This window comes from Streptomyces sp. NPDC005931, assembly GCF_042871235.1.
Lineage (GTDB): Bacteria > Actinomycetota > Actinomycetes > Streptomycetales > Streptomycetaceae > Streptomyces.
Map to the genome: position 1 here is coordinate 204,183 of NZ_JBIAIG010000004.1, position 17,761 is coordinate 221,943.

At 69.5% G+C, this 17,761-nt stretch carries 11 protein-coding genes; 5 read left to right on the forward strand and 6 right to left on the reverse strand.

Annotated features, from left to right (window positions below):
* Positions 1-215: 215 nt before the first annotated feature.
* From rplJ to ACFYOV_RS12035, 5 genes are all read left to right on the forward strand, one after another.
* Positions 216-746, forward strand: coding sequence for a 50S ribosomal protein L10 (rplJ, locus tag ACFYOV_RS12015; RefSeq protein WP_389086086.1), 531 nt, complete (start codon positions 216-218; stop codon positions 744-746).
* Positions 747-860: 114 nt separating this feature from the next.
* Entirely contained in the window at positions 861-1,247 is a 387-nt protein-coding gene (gene rplL, locus ACFYOV_RS12020) for a 50S ribosomal protein L7/L12 (RefSeq protein WP_389086089.1), read from the forward strand.
* 579 nt (positions 1,248-1,826) lie between these two features.
* Positions 1,827-5,312: a DNA-directed RNA polymerase subunit beta gene (rpoB, locus tag ACFYOV_RS12025; RefSeq protein ID WP_389086091.1), complete on the forward strand. Its 3,486-nt coding sequence runs from the start codon at positions 1,827-1,829 to the stop codon at positions 5,310-5,312.
* 97 nt (positions 5,313-5,409) lie between these two features.
* Positions 5,410-9,309 carry a DNA-directed RNA polymerase subunit beta' gene (locus ACFYOV_RS12030; protein ID WP_389086095.1) on the forward strand — a complete coding sequence of 1,300 codons (3,900 nt, stop codon included), beginning with the start codon at positions 5,410-5,412 and terminating at the stop codon, positions 9,307-9,309.
* A gap of 217 nt (positions 9,310-9,526) precedes the next feature.
* Positions 9,527-10,057, forward strand: a complete 531-nt coding sequence (locus ACFYOV_RS12035; protein ID WP_389086097.1) for a DUF1707 and DUF4190 domain-containing protein — start codon at positions 9,527-9,529, stop codon at positions 10,055-10,057.
* 10 nt (positions 10,058-10,067) lie between these two features.
* Here the strand turns inward: ACFYOV_RS12035 and ACFYOV_RS12040 are convergent, their stop codons facing one another.
* The 6 genes from ACFYOV_RS12040 to ACFYOV_RS12065 form a co-directional block, all read right to left on the reverse strand.
* Positions 10,068-11,264: a M48 family metalloprotease gene (locus tag ACFYOV_RS12040; RefSeq protein WP_389086100.1), complete on the reverse strand. Its 1,197-nt coding sequence runs from the start codon at positions 11,262-11,264 to the stop codon at positions 10,068-10,070.
* Positions 11,265-11,308: 44 nt separating this feature from the next.
* Complete coding sequence (locus ACFYOV_RS12045) at positions 11,309-11,848, reverse strand: Pycsar system effector family protein (protein WP_389086102.1); 540 nt, start codon at positions 11,846-11,848, stop codon at positions 11,309-11,311.
* The gene (locus ACFYOV_RS12050) at positions 11,845-13,497 is read right to left on the reverse strand and encodes a hypothetical protein (protein WP_389086104.1); all 1,653 of its coding nucleotides are present in this window, start codon (positions 13,495-13,497) and stop codon (positions 11,845-11,847) included. Before ACFYOV_RS12050 ends, ACFYOV_RS12045 begins: the two co-directional genes overlap by 4 nt.
* 37 nt (positions 13,498-13,534) lie before the next feature.
* The gene (locus ACFYOV_RS12055) at positions 13,535-15,754 is read right to left on the reverse strand and encodes a hypothetical protein (RefSeq protein ID WP_389086106.1); all 2,220 of its coding nucleotides are present in this window, start codon (positions 15,752-15,754) and stop codon (positions 13,535-13,537) included.
* Entirely contained in the window at positions 15,751-16,578 is an 828-nt protein-coding gene (locus ACFYOV_RS12060; RefSeq protein ID WP_389086108.1) for a hypothetical protein, read from the reverse strand. Before ACFYOV_RS12060 ends, ACFYOV_RS12055 begins: the two co-directional genes overlap by 4 nt.
* 170 nt (positions 16,579-16,748) lie before the next feature.
* Positions 16,749-17,549, reverse strand: coding sequence for a Crp/Fnr family transcriptional regulator (locus ACFYOV_RS12065; RefSeq protein WP_389086111.1), 801 nt, complete (start codon positions 17,547-17,549; stop codon positions 16,749-16,751).
* Positions 17,550-17,761: the final 212 nt, after the last annotated feature.

Sequence of the window (17,761 nt, forward strand, 5' to 3'; positions counted from 1 at the left end):
GCGCTCGCGAGAGGGTGCGGTGGCCGAAGGATCCGCTGAACTGCGGACGACCCGCGCAGGTGACAGTGGAAGAGTTCCCGGAGTCCGCATGCCACGCGTATGCGCATGATCCGGTCGAGCTACGCCCCGTGCGCCTGTGCCCGGGGCGTTTCGTTTTCCCCAGTCCTCCTTCGGGTCCGCGCGGTCCGAATCACCCGGAAGGAGGCCGAGGCTCTATGGCGAGGCCCGACAAGGCTGCCGCGGTTGCCGAGCTGACGGATCAGTTCCGCAACTCGAACGCCGCCGTGCTGACCGAGTACCGCGGTCTCACCGTGGCCCAGCTCAAGCAGCTGCGCCGTTCGCTCGGTGAGAACGCCCAGTACGCCGTGGTGAAGAACACGCTGACCAAGATTGCGGCCAACGAGGCCGGGATCACGACGCTGGACGACCAGTTCACTGGTCCGACGGCTGTCGCCTTCATCACCGGTGACCCGGTGGAGTCGGCGAAGGGTCTTCGTGACTTCGCCAAGGACAACCCGAATCTCGTCATCAAGGGCGGTGTCCTTGACGGCAAGGCGCTGTCCGCCGACGAGATCAAGAAGCTTGCGGACCTCGAGTCCCGCGAGGTTCTGCTCGCCAAGCTGGCGGGCGCCATGAAGGGCAAGCAGTCTCAGGCTGCCGCGCTCTTCCAGGCGCTTCCCTCGAAGCTCGTCCGCACCGTCGACGCGCTTCGTGCCAAGCAGGCAGAGCAGGGCGGTGCCGAGTAATTCGGCTCGCTTTCCGATCCTCGCCGCGTGAGGTGAGGGTCGATGCGGGCCCGACGTACGCCCGCCGCACCCAGTACATCCGGCACCTGCCGATTTAGTGGAAGGACCGCCATCATGGCGAAGCTCAGCCAGGAAGACCTGCTCGCCCAGTTCGAGGAGATGACCCTCATCGAGCTCTCCGAGTTCGTGAAGGCCTTCGAGGAGAAGTTCGACGTCACCGCCGCCGCCCCGGTCGCCATGGCCGCCGCCGGCGTCCCGGGTGCCCCGGCCGCCGAGGCCGCCGAGGAGAAGGACGAGTTCGACGTCGTCCTCACCGGCGCCGGCGAGAAGAAGATCCAGGTCATCAAGGTTGTGCGCGAGCTCACCTCCCTGGGCCTCAAGGAGGCCAAGGACCTGGTCGACGGCACCCCGAAGCCGGTCCTCGAGAAGGTCAACAAGGAGCAGGCCGACAAGGCCGCCGAGGCCCTCAAGGGCGCCGGTGCCTCCGTCGAGGTCAAGTAAGACCTTCCGGGTCCGCCAGGATCCACCGCACGTCCCGACGGGCGTGTAACGCGCAAGCGTCCAGGAGCGATCATCCATCCGGGTGGTCGCTCCTTGGCGTATCGAGGGGTCCGGCGGCGGCTGCCTTGCACCCGGGACGGCGGGGGGTATGGTGATCTTCGTAGTGCCTCCGAGGGCCGCGAAGGATCGCCTGGTGGCAGGTGGTTCGGGCAAGGGGGGCCTTGACGAACCGCACGCAGCGCGCAATTCTCAGGACGCGTCGTCACAAGGATCCGAATCCGAGGCATGGATCGACGGCAAAGAGGGCAGTATCAACGTGCGTTGAGGGCAGCGCCTTGTCGCAGGAGTTGAGAACAACGAGGGCCTCCACTGGTCTCGAAAACCCGCACTGGACATCAGTGTGCCAACTGGCTACACTGACCCTTTGCGCTGCCTGTTAGCTGTCCCCTGCCCGTCACCAGGGGCATGCCCTCGCTCGAGCACACATGACCGACCATCTCTGACCTGGGATTCTGTCGTTGTGCACAGTGGGGGGCCGGTACGCGCGTAGTGAGTCCGAGCCCTCGGAAGGACCCCCTCTTGGCCGCCTCGCGCAACGCCTCGACCGCGAATACGAACAACGCTGCCAGCACCGCCCCGCTGCGCATCTCCTTTGCAAAGATCAAGGAGCCCCTCGAGGTTCCGAACCTTCTCGCGCTGCAGACCGAGAGCTTCGACTGGCTGCTCGGCAACGACGCGTGGAAGGCTCGCGTCGAGGAGGCTCTCGAGAACGGTCAGGACGTCCCCACCAAGTCCGGTCTGGAGGAGATCTTCGAGGAGATCTCCCCGATCGAGGACTTCTCCGGGTCGATGTCGCTGACCTTCCGCGACCACCGCTTCGAGCCGCCGAAGAACTCCATCGACGAGTGCAAGGAGCGCGACTTCACGTACGCGGCCCCGCTCTTCGTCACCGCCGAGTTCACGAACAACGAGACCGGCGAGATCAAGTCCCAGACGGTCTTCATGGGCGACTTCCCGCTCATGACGAACAAGGGCACCTTCGTCATCAACGGCACCGAGCGTGTCGTCGTGTCGCAGCTGGTCCGTTCGCCGGGTGTCTACTTCGACTCCTCCATCGACAAGACGTCCGACAAGGACATCTTCTCCGCCAAGATCATCCCGTCCCGGGGCGCCTGGCTGGAGATGGAGATCGACAAGCGCGACATGGTCGGCGTCCGCATCGACCGCAAGCGCAAGCAGTCCGTCACCGTCCTTCTGAAGGCCCTCGGCTGGACCACCGAGCAGATCCTCGAGGAGTTCGGCGAGTACGAGTCCATGCGCGCCACCCTGGAGAAGGACCACACCCAGGGCCAGGACGACGCGCTGCTCGACATCTACCGCAAGCTGCGTCCGGGCGAGCCCCCCACGCGCGAGGCCGCGCAGACGCTGCTCGAGAACCTCTACTTCAACCCCAAGCGCTACGACCTCGCCAAGGTCGGCCGCTACAAGGTCAACAAGAAGCTGGGTACGGACACCCCGCTGGACGCGGGCATCCTGACCGTCGAGGACATCATCGCGACGATCAAGTACCTGGTGAAGCTGCACGCCGGTGAGACCGAGACGGTCGGCGACAACGGCCAGCCGGTCGTCGTCGAGACCGACGACATCGACCACTTCGGCAACCGCCGCCTGCGCAGCGTCGGCGAGCTCATCCAGAACCAGGTCCGCACGGGTCTGGCCCGTATGGAGCGTGTCGTCCGTGAGCGGATGACGACCCAGGACGTCGAGGCGATCACGCCGCAGACCCTGATCAACATCCGGCCGGTCGTCGCCTCCATCAAGGAGTTCTTCGGCACCAGCCAGCTGTCGCAGTTCATGGACCAGAACAACCCGCTGTCGGGTCTCACCCACAAGCGTCGTCTGTCGGCGCTGGGTCCGGGTGGTCTCTCCCGTGAGCGGGCCGGCTTCGAGGTCCGTGACGTGCACCCCTCGCACTACGGCCGCATGTGCCCGATCGAGACGCCCGAAGGCCCGAACATCGGTCTGATCGGCTCGCTCGCCACCTACGGCCGGGTCAACGCGTTCGGTTTCGTCGAGACCCCGTACCGCAAGGTCATCGACGGCCAGGTCACCGACACCGTCGACTACCTCACCGCCGACGAGGAGGACCGCTTCGTCATCGCGCAGGCCAACGCGCCGCTCACCGACGACCTGCGGTTCGCCGAGGCCCGCGTGCTGGTCCGCCGCAAGGGCGGCGAGGTCGACTACGTCGGCCCCGAGGACGTGGACTACATGGACGTCTCGCCGCGCCAGATGGTGTCGGTCGCGACCGCCATGATCCCCTTCCTCGAGCACGACGACGCCAACCGTGCCCTCATGGGCGCGAACATGATGCGTCAGGCCGTGCCGCTGATTAAGTCCGAGTCCCCGCTCGTCGGCACCGGCATGGAGTACCGCTCCGCCGTCGACGCCGGCGACGTGGTCAAGGCCGAGAAGGCGGGTGTGGTCCAGGAGGTCTCCGCGGACTACATCACCACGGCCAACGACGACGGCACGTACATCACGTACCGCCTGGCCAAGTTCGCCCGCTCCAACCAGGGCACCTCGGTCAACCAGAAGGTCATCGTCAACGAGGGCGACCGCGTCATCGAGGGCCAGGTCCTCGCCGACGGTCCGGCCACCCAGAACGGCGAGATGGCGCTCGGCAAGAACCTGCTGGTCGCGTTCATGCCGTGGGAGGGTCACAACTACGAGGACGCGATCATCCTGTCGCAGCGCCTCGTGCAGGACGACGTCCTCTCCTCGATCCACATCGAGGAGCACGAGGTCGACGCCCGTGACACCAAGCTCGGCCCCGAGGAGATCACCCGGGACATCCCGAACGTCTCCGAGGAGGTCCTCGCCGACCTCGACGAGCGCGGCATCATCCGCATCGGTGCCGAGGTCATCGCCGGTGACATCCTCGTCGGCAAGGTCACGCCCAAGGGTGAGACCGAGCTGACGCCCGAGGAGCGCCTGCTGCGCGCGATCTTCGGTGAGAAGGCCCGTGAGGTCCGTGACACCTCGCTGAAGGTGCCGCACGGCGAGACCGGCAAGGTCATCGGCGTCCGCGTCTTCGACCGCGAGGAGGGCGACGAGCTTCCCCCCGGTGTGAACCAGCTGGTGCGCGTCTACGTCGCGCAGAAGCGCAAGATCACCGACGGTGACAAGCTCGCCGGCCGCCACGGCAACAAGGGTGTCATCTCCAAGATCCTGCCGATCGAGGACATGCCGTTCCTGGAGGACGGCACCCCGGTCGACATCATCCTGAACCCGCTGGGTGTGCCGTCCCGAATGAACCCGGGACAGGTCCTGGAGATCCACCTCGGCTGGCTCGCCAGCCAGGGCTGGGACGTCTCCGGCCTCGCGGACGAGTGGGCCCAGCGTCTCCAGGCCATCGGCGCCGACCAGGTCGAGCCGCGCACCAACGTGGCCACCCCGGTCTTCGACGGTGCCCGCGAGGACGAGCTCGCCGGTCTGCTCGAGCACACCATCCCGAACCGCGACGGCGACCGCATGGTCCTCCCGTCCGGCAAGGCGCGGCTGTTCGACGGCCGTTCGGGTGAGCCGTTCCCGGACCCGATCTCGGTCGGCTACATGTACATCCTGAAGCTGCACCACCTGGTCGACGACAAGCTGCACGCCCGCTCGACCGGCCCGTACTCGATGATCACCCAGCAGCCGCTGGGTGGTAAGGCCCAGTTCGGTGGCCAGCGGTTCGGTGAGATGGAGGTGTGGGCGCTCGAGGCGTACGGCGCCGCCTACGCGCTCCAGGAGCTGCTGACCATCAAGTCCGACGACGTCACCGGCCGCGTGAAGGTCTACGAGGCCATCGTCAAGGGCGAGAACATCCCCGAGCCCGGCATCCCCGAGTCCTTCAAGGTGCTCATCAAGGAGATGCAGTCGCTCTGCCTGAACGTGGAGGTGCTGTCCAGCGACGGTATGTCCATCGAGATGCGTGACACCGACGAGGACGTCTTCCGCGCTGCGGAGGAGCTCGGCATCGACCTGTCCCGGCGCGAGCCGAGCAGCGTCGAAGAGGTCTGACGGGAGTCCGGCGGACCTTGAACCACCAAGGTCCGCCGGCCCCAGGACCCCCGTATCAGACCCAAAGACTTACGACCCTGAGAGGGATTGACGCATAGTGCTCGACGTCAACTTCTTCGACGAGCTCCGGATCGGCCTGGCCACCGCTGACGACATCCGTCAGTGGAGCCACGGTGAGGTCAAGAAGCCCGAGACCATCAACTACCGCACCCTCAAGCCGGAAAAGGACGGGCTCTTCTGCGAGAAGATCTTCGGTCCGACCCGGGACTGGGAGTGCTACTGCGGCAAGTACAAGCGCGTCCGCTTCAAGGGCATCATCTGTGAGCGCTGTGGCGTCGAGGTCACGCGCGCCAAGGTGCGCCGTGAGCGGATGGGCCACATCGAGCTCGCCGCGCCCGTCACGCACATCTGGTACTTCAAGGGCGTCCCGTCGCGCCTCGGGTACCTGCTCGACCTCGCTCCGAAGGACCTGGAGAAGGTCATCTACTTCGCGGCGTACATGATCACGTACGTCGACGAGGAGCGCCGCACCCGCGACCTGCCCTCGCTGGAGGCCCACGTCTCCGTCGAGCGTCAGCAGGTCGAGAACCGCCGCGACGCCGACCTCGAGGCCCGCGCCAAGAAGCTCGAGTCCGACCTGGCCGAGCTCGAGGCCGAGGGCGCCAAGGCCGACGTGCGCCGCAAGGTGCGCGAGGGTGCCGAGCGCGAGATGAAGCAGCTGCGCGACCGTGCGCAGCGCGAGATCGACCGCCTCGACGAGGTGTGGAACCGGTTCAAGAACCTCAAGGTCCAGGACCTCGAGGGCGACGAGCTGCTCTACCGCGAGCTGCGCGACCGCTTCGGCACGTACTTCGACGGCTCGATGGGTGCCGCGGCGCTGCAGAAGCGCCTGGAGTCCTTCGACCTCGAGGAGGAGGCCGAGAAGCTCCGCGAGATCATCCGCACCGGCAAGGGTCAGAAGAAGACCCGTGCCCTGAAGCGGCTGAAGGTCGTCTCCGCGTTCCTGCAGACCTCCAACAGCCCCAAGGGCATGGTGCTGGACTGCGTGCCGGTCATCCCGCCGGACCTGCGTCCGATGGTGCAGCTGGACGGTGGCCGCTTCGCGACCTCCGACCTGAACGACCTGTACCGCCGTGTGATCAACCGCAACAACCGCCTGAAGCGGCTTCTCGACCTCGGCGCGCCCGAGATCATCGTGAACAACGAGAAGCGCATGCTCCAGGAGGCCGTCGACGCGCTCTTCGACAACGGCCGTCGTGGTCGCCCGGTCACGGGCCCCGGCAACCGTCCGCTGAAGTCGCTGTCCGACATGCTCAAGGGCAAGCAGGGCCGCTTCCGTCAGAACCTGCTCGGCAAGCGCGTCGACTACTCCGCGCGTTCCGTGATCGTCGTCGGTCCGCAGCTCAAGCTGCACCAGTGCGGTCTGCCGAAGGCGATGGCGCTGGAGCTGTTCAAGCCGTTCGTGATGAAGCGCCTGGTCGACCTGAACCACGCGCAGAACATCAAGAGCGCCAAGCGCATGGTCGAGCGCGGCCGCACGGTCGTGTACGACGTGCTGGAAGAGGTCATCGCGGAGCACCCGGTCCTGCTGAACCGCGCGCCCACGCTGCACCGCCTCGGCATCCAGGCCTTCGAGCCGCAGCTGGTCGAGGGCAAGGCCATCCAGATCCACCCGCTCGTGTGCACCGCGTTCAACGCGGACTTCGACGGTGACCAGATGGCCGTGCACCTGCCGCTGTCCGCGGAGGCGCAGGCCGAGGCCCGCATCCTGATGCTGTCCTCGAACAACATCCTCAAGCCGGCCGACGGCCGTCCGGTGACGATGCCGACCCAGGACATGGTCCTCGGTCTGTTCTTCCTCACCACCGACGCCGAGGGCCGCGACGTCAAGGGCGAGGGCCGTTCCTTCGCCTCCGTCGCCGAGGCGATCATGGCCTTCGACGCGGGCGAGCTGTCGCTCCAGTCGAAGATCGACGTCCGCTTCCCGGTCGGCACCATCCCGCCGCGCGGGTGGACCCCGCCGGCGCGCGAGGAGGGTGAGCCCGAGTGGCAGCAGGGTGACAGCTTCCGGCTGAACACCACGCTGGGCCGCGCGCTCTTCAACGAGCTGCTGCCCGAGGACTACCCGTTCGTCGACTACGAGGTCGGCAAGAAGCAGCTCTCCGAGATCGTCAACGACCTCGCCGAGCGCTACCCGAAGGTCATCGTGGCGGCGACGCTCGACAACCTGAAGGCGGCCGGCTTCTACTGGGCCACCCGTTCCGGCGTCACCGTCGCCATCTCCGACGTCGTCGTCCCCGAGGCGAAGAAGGAGATCGTCCGCGGATACGAGGCGCAGGACGAGAAGGTCCAGAAGCAGTACGAGCGCGGTCTGATCACCAAGGACGAGCGCACGCAGGAGCTCATCGCGATCTGGACCAAGGCGACCAACGAGGTCGCCGAGGCGATGAACGACAACTTCCCGAAGACCAACCCGATCTTCATGATGGTGAACTCGGGTGCACGAGGCAACATGATGCAGATGCGTCAGATCGCCGGTATGCGTGGTCTGGTGTCGAACGCGAAGAACGAGACGATCCCGCGTCCGATCAAGGCGTCGTTCCGTGAGGGTCTGTCCGTGCTGGAGTACTTCATCTCCACGCACGGTGCCCGTAAGGGTCTGGCGGACACCGCTCTGCGTACCGCCGACTCGGGTTACCTCACCCGTCGTCTGGTCGACGTCTCCCAGGACGTCATCATCCGCGAGGAGGACTGCGGCACCGACCGCGGTCTGCGTCTCAAGATCGCGAGCCGGGGCGCGGACGGCGTGCTGCTCAAGGAAGGCGACGTCGAGACGTCCGTGTACGCGCGCTGCCTCGCCGAGGACATCGTGGTCGACGGGCAGGTGCTCGCCCCGGCCGGCACCGACCTGGGCGACGTGCTCATCGAGGAGCTCGTGTCCCGCGGCGTCGAGGAGGTCAAGACCCGCTCGGTCCTGACCTGCGAGTCCGCCGTCGGCACCTGCGCGATGTGCTACGGCCGTTCGCTGGCCACCGGCAAGCTGGTCGACATCGGTGAGGCGGTCGGCATCATCGCCGCCCAGTCCATCGGTGAGCCCGGTACCCAGCTGACGATGCGTACCTTCCACACCGGTGGTGTGGCCGGTGACGACATCACCCAGGGTCTGCCGCGTGTCGTCGAGCTCTTCGAGGCCCGGACCCCGAAGGGTGTCGCCCCGATCTCCGAGGCCGCCGGCCGCGTGCGGATCGAGGAGACCGAGAAGACGAAGAAGATCGTCATCACGCCGGACGACGGCTCGGACGAGACCGCCTACCCGATCTCGAAGCGTGCGCGCGTCGAGGTCAGCGAGGGCGACCACGTCGAGGTGGGCCAGAAGCTCACCGCGGGTGCCACCAACCCGCACGACGTGCTGCGCATCCTGGGTCAGCGTGCCGTCCAGGTCCACCTGGTCGGCGAGGTCCAGAAGGTCTACAACTCGCAGGGTGTGTCGATCCACGACAAGCACATCGAGATCATCATCCGGCAGATGCTGCGCCGCGTGACGATCATCGAGTCCGGCGACGCCGAGCTGCTGCCCGGCGAGCTGGTCGAGCGCTCGAAGTTCGAGACCGAGAACCGTCGTGTGGTCCAGGAGGGCGGTCACCCGGCCTCCGGTCGTCCGCAGCTCATGGGTATCACCAAGGCCTCGCTGGCCACGGAGTCCTGGCTGTCGGCGGCGTCCTTCCAGGAGACGACCAGGGTCCTGACGGACGCGGCGATCAACGCCAAGTCCGACAGCCTGATCGGCCTCAAGGAGAACGTCATCATCGGTAAGCTCATCCCGGCCGGTACGGGCCTGTCCCGCTACCGCAACATCCGGGTCGAGCCGACCGAGGAGGCCAAGGCCGCGATGTACTCGGCCGTCGGCTACGACGACATCGACTACTCGCCGTTCGGCACGGGCTCCGGCCAGGCCGTTCCGCTGGAGGACTACGACTACGGTCCGTACAACCAGTAAGCGAGTCGCCCGAACCGAGGGGCGGTCACTCCGTACGGGGTGGCCGCCCCTCGGCGTTTCCCGGTGTGTTCTGCGTCCGGTCTCCCGCGCCGGTGTGTCCGCATCCCGTGACGGAGCCGTCACGAACGGACGGTTTCGCCCGGGTGGCCGGAACCGTACCGTGGTCATGGGTCGTTTCAGGTCCGTGGAGACCGTTCACCGAGCCCGGGAGGCAGCCGTGTCGTTCCCGACACCGTGGCAGGGCGGCCCGGCGCAGGGGCCGCAGACGCCGCCGATGCTGGCGTCGCACGCCGACCGGGAGCGCGCCGTAGACGTGCTCCGCGCCGGGTACGGGGAGGGGCGGCTGGACCACCCGGAGTTCGAGAAGCGCGTCGCCCGGGCGTACGCGGCCCGTACGGTCGCCGAGCTGGCCGTGCTGGTCGCCGACCTGCCGCAGGGGCCGCTGCCGCACTCCCTGGCGATGGCGGGGCCCGTGCCGCGGACGTTCCTGGCGGCCCCCCAGCCGAGGACGAACGGCAAGGCGATCGCCTCGATGGTCTGCGGGATACTCGGCGTGGCCACCGGCGGCCTCACCGGCCTGCCCGCGGTGATCCTGGGCCACATGGCGCAGTCCGAGATCCGCCGCACCGGAGAGGGCGGCGACGGCTTCGCGCTGACAGGCCTGATCCTGGGCTGGCTCTCGGTGGCGGGCTGGGCCGTTTTCCTGGGCCTGATCGGGCTGGCCGCGGTACTGGCCGGCTCGCCGTGACCCGCGGGGATCAGCGCTGGGACTGGAGATACGGCTGCAGGTGATGCAGGCGCGTGTAGTGGTCCGGGTGTGACGCCAGCAGCTTGTTGACCGGGCTCTCGGTGAGGGGCATCCCCCCGACGGCCGCGGCGGCCTGCTGCTGTTCCTGCTGGTGCAGCTTCTCCAGTACGGCCGCCAGCATCGGGGCGAAGCCGAGGGCGGCGGCGTGCCGGTCAGCGCGCAGTTCGGCGCGGCGGCCGACGGCGGCAAGGGCGTACGGCATCAGCAGAAGCAGCAGCGGCAGCCCGTACAGCGTGCTGATCGTGGCCAGGGCGACACCGATCGCGAACACGCCGAAGAAGATCACGCCGAAGCAGGAGAAGACGCGCGAAACACGGAACAGCACCGCGGTCACCACACGCAGTGCGCGCCAGGCGATCCGGCCGGGGAGCGCGTACCAGTAACCGAGCAGCGAGGACCAGGCGTGGCCGCCGACGTGGTGACCCAGCTCATGAGCCATGACGGCGGCCAGTTCGCCGTTGGGGAGCCGGTTCAGCGCGAAGCGGGTGACGCCGACGATGTGGCCGGCTGCGGCGACCGCGTTGAGGCTGTCGCTGTCCTCCACCCAGAGCTCGTAGTTCCGGCCTTCGATGCCTGCACGGGCGGTCACCTCGCGCCAGACCGGTTCGAGTTTGGCCCGTTCTTGCGGAGTGGGGTAGCGCAGGCGGAGCAGATGGCGCGCGAGGGCGCTTTCGGTGGGGCGGTGGAACACGAGTGCGCCGCTGGCGAGCCAGGCGATGACCACGAGGAAGCCAAGGTCGCCGAAGACGAGGGAGGCGAGGCCGACGACGAGCAGGCTGCACAGGAAGTGCGGCAGGTAGAGCAGCAGGTTGCCGACGGCGGTGGCGTCGGTGCGGCGCTGGTGGGCGGAGATGTGGACCCGGCCGACGCGGTCGGTGTCCATGTGATGGGGGTGGGTGATGTCCTCGGCGGTGGGTGCGGCCGCCGATGGCGGTGGTGTGTGCTGGGCCTGGTCCCCGGGATACAGGAGCGGGGGCTGAGGGTAGGGCGGGGGTGTCTGGGCCGTGGGGTCGGGGTAGGGCGGGGGTGCCGAGGACTGCGGGTACGGCGGCGGTACCTGCGGATTGTCCGGTGGGACAAAGGGTGGCGGAGTGGTTCGGGCGACCGGCTCCGGGTATTCCGGCGGTGTCGGCGGGGACTGGGTCATGGCGGTTCCTTCGTAGTGCGTGAGCGTGACCGACCCGTGGCAGGTCAGCCGATGAGCAGGGAGGCGGGCAGCAGGAGCGTGCCGGCGCAGAAGGCGATCAGGCCGGTGCGGATCCACTGGTGCTTGCGCCAGGCGATGCGGCTCGTGTCGGTGAGGGCCGCGACCAAACCGGTCACGGGGTCGGCTTCGGTGGCGGCCAGTGCGGTGTCCAGGTGACCGGTACTGGCGGCCCGTTGGATGTCGCCGAAGTACGTCAGGGGCTGGCCCTGCGTCCAGGAACCCGTCCGGTAGCGGGGCAGGACGGCAAGGAGCAGCGCGAGCAGGGAGAGGACGAGGGAGAGGACCCCGGCCCACCACGTCAGGGCACCCTGAGCGGAGAGGGTCTCCGGGGTCCAGCCGCGTCCGGCGAGCAGGCCGCTGTAAACGCCCGCGGTCATGCCGAGCGCGGCGACGAGGACGGCGGCCTTGCTGTCGGCGCGGGCGATCTCGGCCCGCTGATCGGTGAGCAGGCGTTCGCACAGGTGGATCCGGCCGGGGCCGGTGGCGGCGGGGCCCGGGCTGGGGGCGGGGTCGGTCGTCGTCATGAACCGGCGTCCTCCTCGGAGCCGTCACCGCTCGGCGGGGGCTCGTCGGCCTGCGGGGTGTTCGCGGCTGCGGGACCTCCCTGTGGTTCCGTCGGCCTGTGCGAGGCGGGGGCGGGCTGAGGCGGCATGCTCGGTGTGCTGCCGTAACCGGGGGCCGGCTGAGGCGGCATGCTCGGTGTGCTGCCGTAACCGGGGGGCGGCTGCCAGGCGGTGGACGGTGCTGCGGGAACCGGCGGCGGCGGTGCGTGGGGCCTCGGCGGTGGCGCGTACGGGGCCTGAGGGTGTGCGCGCGGTCCCTGTGGCGGCAGGTAGGGAACCTGCGGAGGCGTGTAGGGCGCTGAAGGCGGCCGGCCCGGGGTGGTCACCGCTCCTGCGGGCGTCCCCGGCCCCGCGTGGTGCTGCCGGCTGCCGGGACCGGCTGCGGTGGGCGGGGTCGGGGCACCGGTGCCGTTGGTCTCCGGTGCGGTCGGGGCGGCAGTGACGGCTTCAGGCGGCGCCGTCGGCCACTGCGGAGCCGAGGGGTCGCTGTCGTGCCCCACGCCCTCCGGTGAGGGAAGGAGGGGCGGGGTCTGGGGGACCCCCGGCAGGCGTTGGTTGAGGATGTCGCTGACTGTGCGCAGGGCCAGCTGCTTGGGGCCCTCCAGTTCGAACTTCTCCGCGTTCTCGCCACTCAGCAGCTCCTTCACGAGGTCCATCTGCGCCTGGATCATGCGAAGTTGGTCCTCGCGCATGCTGTCCATGACGAGCCGCGAGTCCTCGGGGTGCTGGGCGAGGTGCAACGCCCAGGCGTGCACGCCGCCCTGCGCCAGATGCCACTGGTAGAACTCGATCTTCTGCGCCTCGAGTTGCTGCAGTTCCAGCGCTTGTTGCCCCTGGAGCAGCGCCCGCTCGTGCTGCCAGTGCTGGTGCTGGAGGGCGAGTTCCTGCTCTCTGCGGCCGTACTCCATGGCCCGGTTGAGCTGGAGGGCGTCCTGCTGCCGGTACCGGTGGTCCATCTCCGCGTCGACCTGCATGCCCTGCTGCGCCGCGCGGATCTGCTCGGCGGCGGAGTGGTCGATGGCCTGAAGGCGCTGCTGGTGCTCGACGTTCGCCTGGTCGCGGCGTAACCGCAGCGTCCAGGTGGCCTGGAGACCTGCGGGTGCACCGAGCGGCCCCATAACGGTGACCTCGCGCAGCAGTTCCTGCTCGGCCGCCGCACTGTCGGCGATCGTGAAGCGGCGCGTCACCGGCCGGGAAGCGCGCTGGAGCTCTCCGAGCAGCATCGCCGGGACGTCGCGGATGCCGCTCGCGACGAACCGGACCGGGTCGAGGACCTGCCAGGACACGTCCACCTCGGCGGTGAACTCGAACGCGTCGTTGTCGCTCGGCAGGGGGAGCGTGTCGGTGAAGGGGTGCACGCCCATGTCCACCTCGTACACGGCGGTGTAGCGGCGCCCCGCGATCTCGCCGCGGGTAGGGCGCTTGGGCGGCAGATAGGCCTCGTATCCACCCTTGGGTGTCGAGAAGACGAGGGCGTGGTCGATGCGGACCACGTGCTTGAGGGACATCTCGAAACGAGACAGCTGCCGCACGGTGAGCACCGGGTCGATCAACCGGGTGTGCCGGTCCGCGGGCTGCTGCCACTCGGGCGGGCGGTGGAAGCCGGGCATGATGGGTGTCTTTCCTCGGGGACGGGCGAGCCGCCGTTCAGTGGGTCGGAAGGGTGGTGAGCAGCCGGGCGGCGACGTCGGGCGGGGGGTTGCCGTCCTCGCCCGGCATGGTGCGCAGCAGATGGCTGAGGCGCGCGTGTTCGGTCGGGGTGGTGACGAGCTGCGGCAGCAGTGCGGCGAGCGACCACTCGGCGGCGGTCGAGCGGTCGGAGATCAGGACCCAGTCGCGCAGGGCCGCGAGGGCGTGCCGGGTGGTGTGAGGGTCGCCGAGCGCCTCGCGCCACAGGTGAGCGATGCCGTGAGCAGACGGCAGGTCCTCGGTGCTCGCACGGGTGTACCAGTCGAGGACGAGCGGGGTGCCGTGACGTTCGTCGTCCTCGGTCCGGCGGCACGCATTGACGAAGCCGGCGAGGGTCAGATCGCGCACGGGCCGGTCGTCGTCGAGGTGGGCGCGCAGTTCGGCGAGGACCTCGGCGGCGGCGGTCGACAGCAGGAGCAGTTCGACGGCCTCGGCGAGCTCTTCGGCCATCTGCCGGTCGAAGTCGTCCGGGGCCGCTGTGTCCGTGTACAGGCGGCGGGCGGCGCCGCGCAGTGCGGTGAGGGCCTGCTCGGGCCGCTCCGGCCCGATCAGCGCGTACGCCCGCGTCCCCACCCAGCGCAGCCGCCGGTCGTCGTGACGGGTCCAGTCGCCGAGGATGCGCGGGACGTTGGGCGTGCCGACGGCATGGGCGAACGCGAGTGAGTTGACGGCGACGAGCCGGTGCCGGAACCGCTTGGACCGTGCCCACGGCTCGATCACGAGGGCCATCGCGGACGGCAGATCGGTGCGGGCGAGGACGGCGACCGTGGACGCGGCACGGGTGCGGACCAGAGGACGCCCGTCGTCGGCGAGGCGGCGCAGCCACTCGACGAGCGCGGGCCGTGCGGAGGGGTGGCCGGTCCACACCTCGCGCAGCAGGACCAGCGAGACCCGCTCGTCGAGGAACGCCGCCTTGGTCTGGGTGACCGGCCCCCACTCGGTGTTCTCGTCCTCCTGGTACCGCTCGGCCCGGGCGAGCTGGAGGCGTTTGCCGATGTGCGTGCCGAATACGGGGACCTCGGGGGCGCGGGAGGGGTTCTCGGTCTTCTGCAGGAAGTGGTAGAGTAGATCCCCTAGTTCGGCGGTGAGCGCGTACGGGCCGCCGTCGAACGCGGCGAGCGCCACGAGGAACGCCTTGTCCCGCAGGTGGACGGTGTGCTCGTCCTCCTCGAACCATTCCTGGACCTGGTTCTCCAGCGACACCAGGGAGAACTGGGCGACCGCCTCCTCGGTGATCTCCCCTGCGGCGTGCCGGACGAGCAACCGGGCGTACGCGGCGATCTCCCGCAGTTGGTGGCCGCGGCCCAGGAACTCCTTGACGTCCGGCAGGCCGAGCAGGCGTGCCTTCGTCGCCTCGTCGGTGCGGGCGCGCAGGTGCGCGGCGAGTACGTCCTCGGCGGCGGGCGGTTGCCAGTGGACGGGCTGCACGTCCTCCAGTGCGGCAGTGGGGCCGACGGTGACCACGAGGTAGGCGTCCTGCTCGGCGAGCCGGTCCCGGGCGGCCAGCAGGTGCGGTTCGCGCAGTGGGTTACCCCGGCGGGTCACGAGGTCGCACACCACGTACCCGCGGGGCCGCGGGGTGTCGGCGGCGGTGCCGGTGGATCTCTCGGCGAGAGCGCCTGGTGCGGTGTCACGGTCCAGGGCGTGCACAGAGGCGACACCGAGCCGGTGCAGCAGCATCAGGGCGGTGGTGCGGCGGCCGGTGAAGCGGGCCCCGGACAGCACCAGGACGCGTTCGCGGCGCAGGCGGTCCTCGAGGCCGCCGATCACCGTGGGGTCGGCGACGAAGGAGTCGGCCAGCCGGTCCAGTGTGGTCTGCGGGATCTCGCCGGAGACGGAGGCGGCGGTGGAGAACCCGGAAAAGGTCCAGTTGTGGACCGTCTTGCTGCCCATGATGACGTCACCGGTGACGTGGGCGCGGTTCGCCACGCTCGTGTCGCCGCCGCCGAAGCTGCCGCCGAAGTCGACGGAGCCGCCGCTGACGTCCATGGTGCGTGGGCTGTGGTCGAAGAGGTCGCGCCGCGCCGACCACGCGTTCTGTGCCTGGTCGGGCTCCTCCGACTCCTCGGCACCGCCCTTCCTGGTGTCGTCGGGGGCGGCGTCGCCCGGCTCCGTTGTGGATCCGGCGCCGCCGGGCGGTGCCGCCGGGACCGCGGCCTGTGGCTCCTGGACGGTCACGGACGCTCACCCCTGTCACGGCGTCGGTCGCCCATGACGATGTTGGTGTCACCGCCGCCGAAGCTGCCGCCGAAGCCGACCGACCCCCCGCTGACGTTCAGGACATGGCCCGACGCCGGGGCTCCCCCCGGTCCGGCCGGCGCCGGGCCGCTCGCGGGGAGGTCGTCGGCCCCCTGCGGTGCCGGACGGCCCCCCGATCCGTCCGGCACGTATCCCGCCCCCGCACCACGGGGCACCTCTTCCGCTGCGGCGGCCGGCACGGGGCCGTGCAGCCATGCCCGCAGCGGGCCGTTCTTGCTGTCCACCGTCACCGGGTGGAAGTCGGACGCCGGGATTCCCGGGTGATCGTGCCGCACCACACCCGCGTACAGGGCGTCCGAGACGCACAGCACGAAGTCGTCGGGGCGCTCCCGCAGGGCCTCGCGCAGCAGCCCCGCGTCCAGCAGGCGACAGGCGTGGTTGAGGTCGGAGCCGACCCAGCCGTCGTGCCGGTCGACGGCGACCCAACCGGTGGCGACAACACCGCGCAGCCGGATCTGCGCCGAACGGGAGGCCATGCGGTTGACGGCCCGGAGTTGTGTCGGAACCTCGGTGAGCAGGGCCCGCAGCAGCGCTGTGACCGGGGCGTTCGCGTCGATCAGCGCCATGACGGAGTCCCCGCGGTCGGCTCGCAGGCGCAGGGTCTCGTCGATGCCGGCGCTTTCCAGGGCGCGGTCGGTGATGTCGTAGAGCATGCGCCGCAGATAGGCCTGCTCGACGTCGTCGCGGTCGCTGAACCTCTCGATGTCCAGCAGCAGGATCGTGCGGCTCACGGGGTCGGTCATGGTCGCCCTTCGAACGGTGCGGGTGGCCGTGCAGGGCAGCAGAGTGGCGGCAGCGCGCGGTGGGGCGTGAGGGCGCATGACGCAGTCGAAGTGTGACCGTGTGCACAGAAGTGCGATACCGAGGCCCGCAGGGCCACCGGCACCGCACTGCCGTCGTACGCCGGTACCGGTCAGCCCCGTGGCCTGCTGGGAGGGGTCGACGACGTCGGTGTGCGCTGCCCGTCGGGTGAGCACGGCGGGGACGGAACGCCCGGCGCCGGCTGGTCCGTGGCCGCGATGCGGCGCAGCAGGTCGGGGCGGAGAACGACCAGGGCCCGGCGGCCGGTGGCCACGGCTTCCTTCTCGCGCAGTTCCCGCAGCAGGCGCTGCACCATCTCGCGGGATGCGCCCACCGAACCCGCCAGCTCCTGCTTGCTGAGCGGGACGGCCAGCTCGATGCCCTCGGGAGTGCGGCGACCGTGGCTGCGGGCCAGGTCGAGGAGGAGGACGGCGAAACGCTGCCGCACGTTCATCGAGGCGAACTCCAGGCGCCGCCGGTCCGCCGCGCGGGTGCGGTCCGCGGTGAGCCCCAGCAGTGCGAAGGACACGGCAGGGGAGCGGCCCAGGAAGTCCTTGAAGCGTTCGTGCTCCAGCGCCACCGCCCGCACCGGCTCCAGTGCCGTCACGGTCGCCGAGCGGGGGCGCCCGGTCAGCGCGGCCGACTCGCCGACGATGTCGCCGGGACCGCGCAGCGCGAGCAGCGCCTCGTAACCGCTGGCCGCCGAGGCCGTGACCTTGGTCCAGCCCTCCACCAGGAACAGCACGTGCGCCGACGGCTCGCTCTGGTGCAGCAGGGCCACGCGGGGCGCGAAGCGCAGCTCCCGGCCCAGCGACAGCAGCGCCGTGCGGTCCTGGCTCTCCAGACGCGCCAGGAACGGCACCCGGTCCTCCAGGCCCCCGTCCTCCGGGGAGTACACCGCCGGCTTCGTCACCTGAACCCCCGTTCGTCGCAGCGGACGGATCAAGGTACTGAACGGCCCGGTCGGCGGAGCGGTGAGGGACGTCATCCGGCCAGTCCGGGGCATGGTGTGGGCTTGGGGGCCGTGACCTGGTACGGACGGGCGGCGCAAGCGGGCTGAGCGGTCCCGGCGGCGGGGGAGGAGGGCCGGGACAGAGGTGAGAAGTCCGGCGTGTCGGGCCGCGT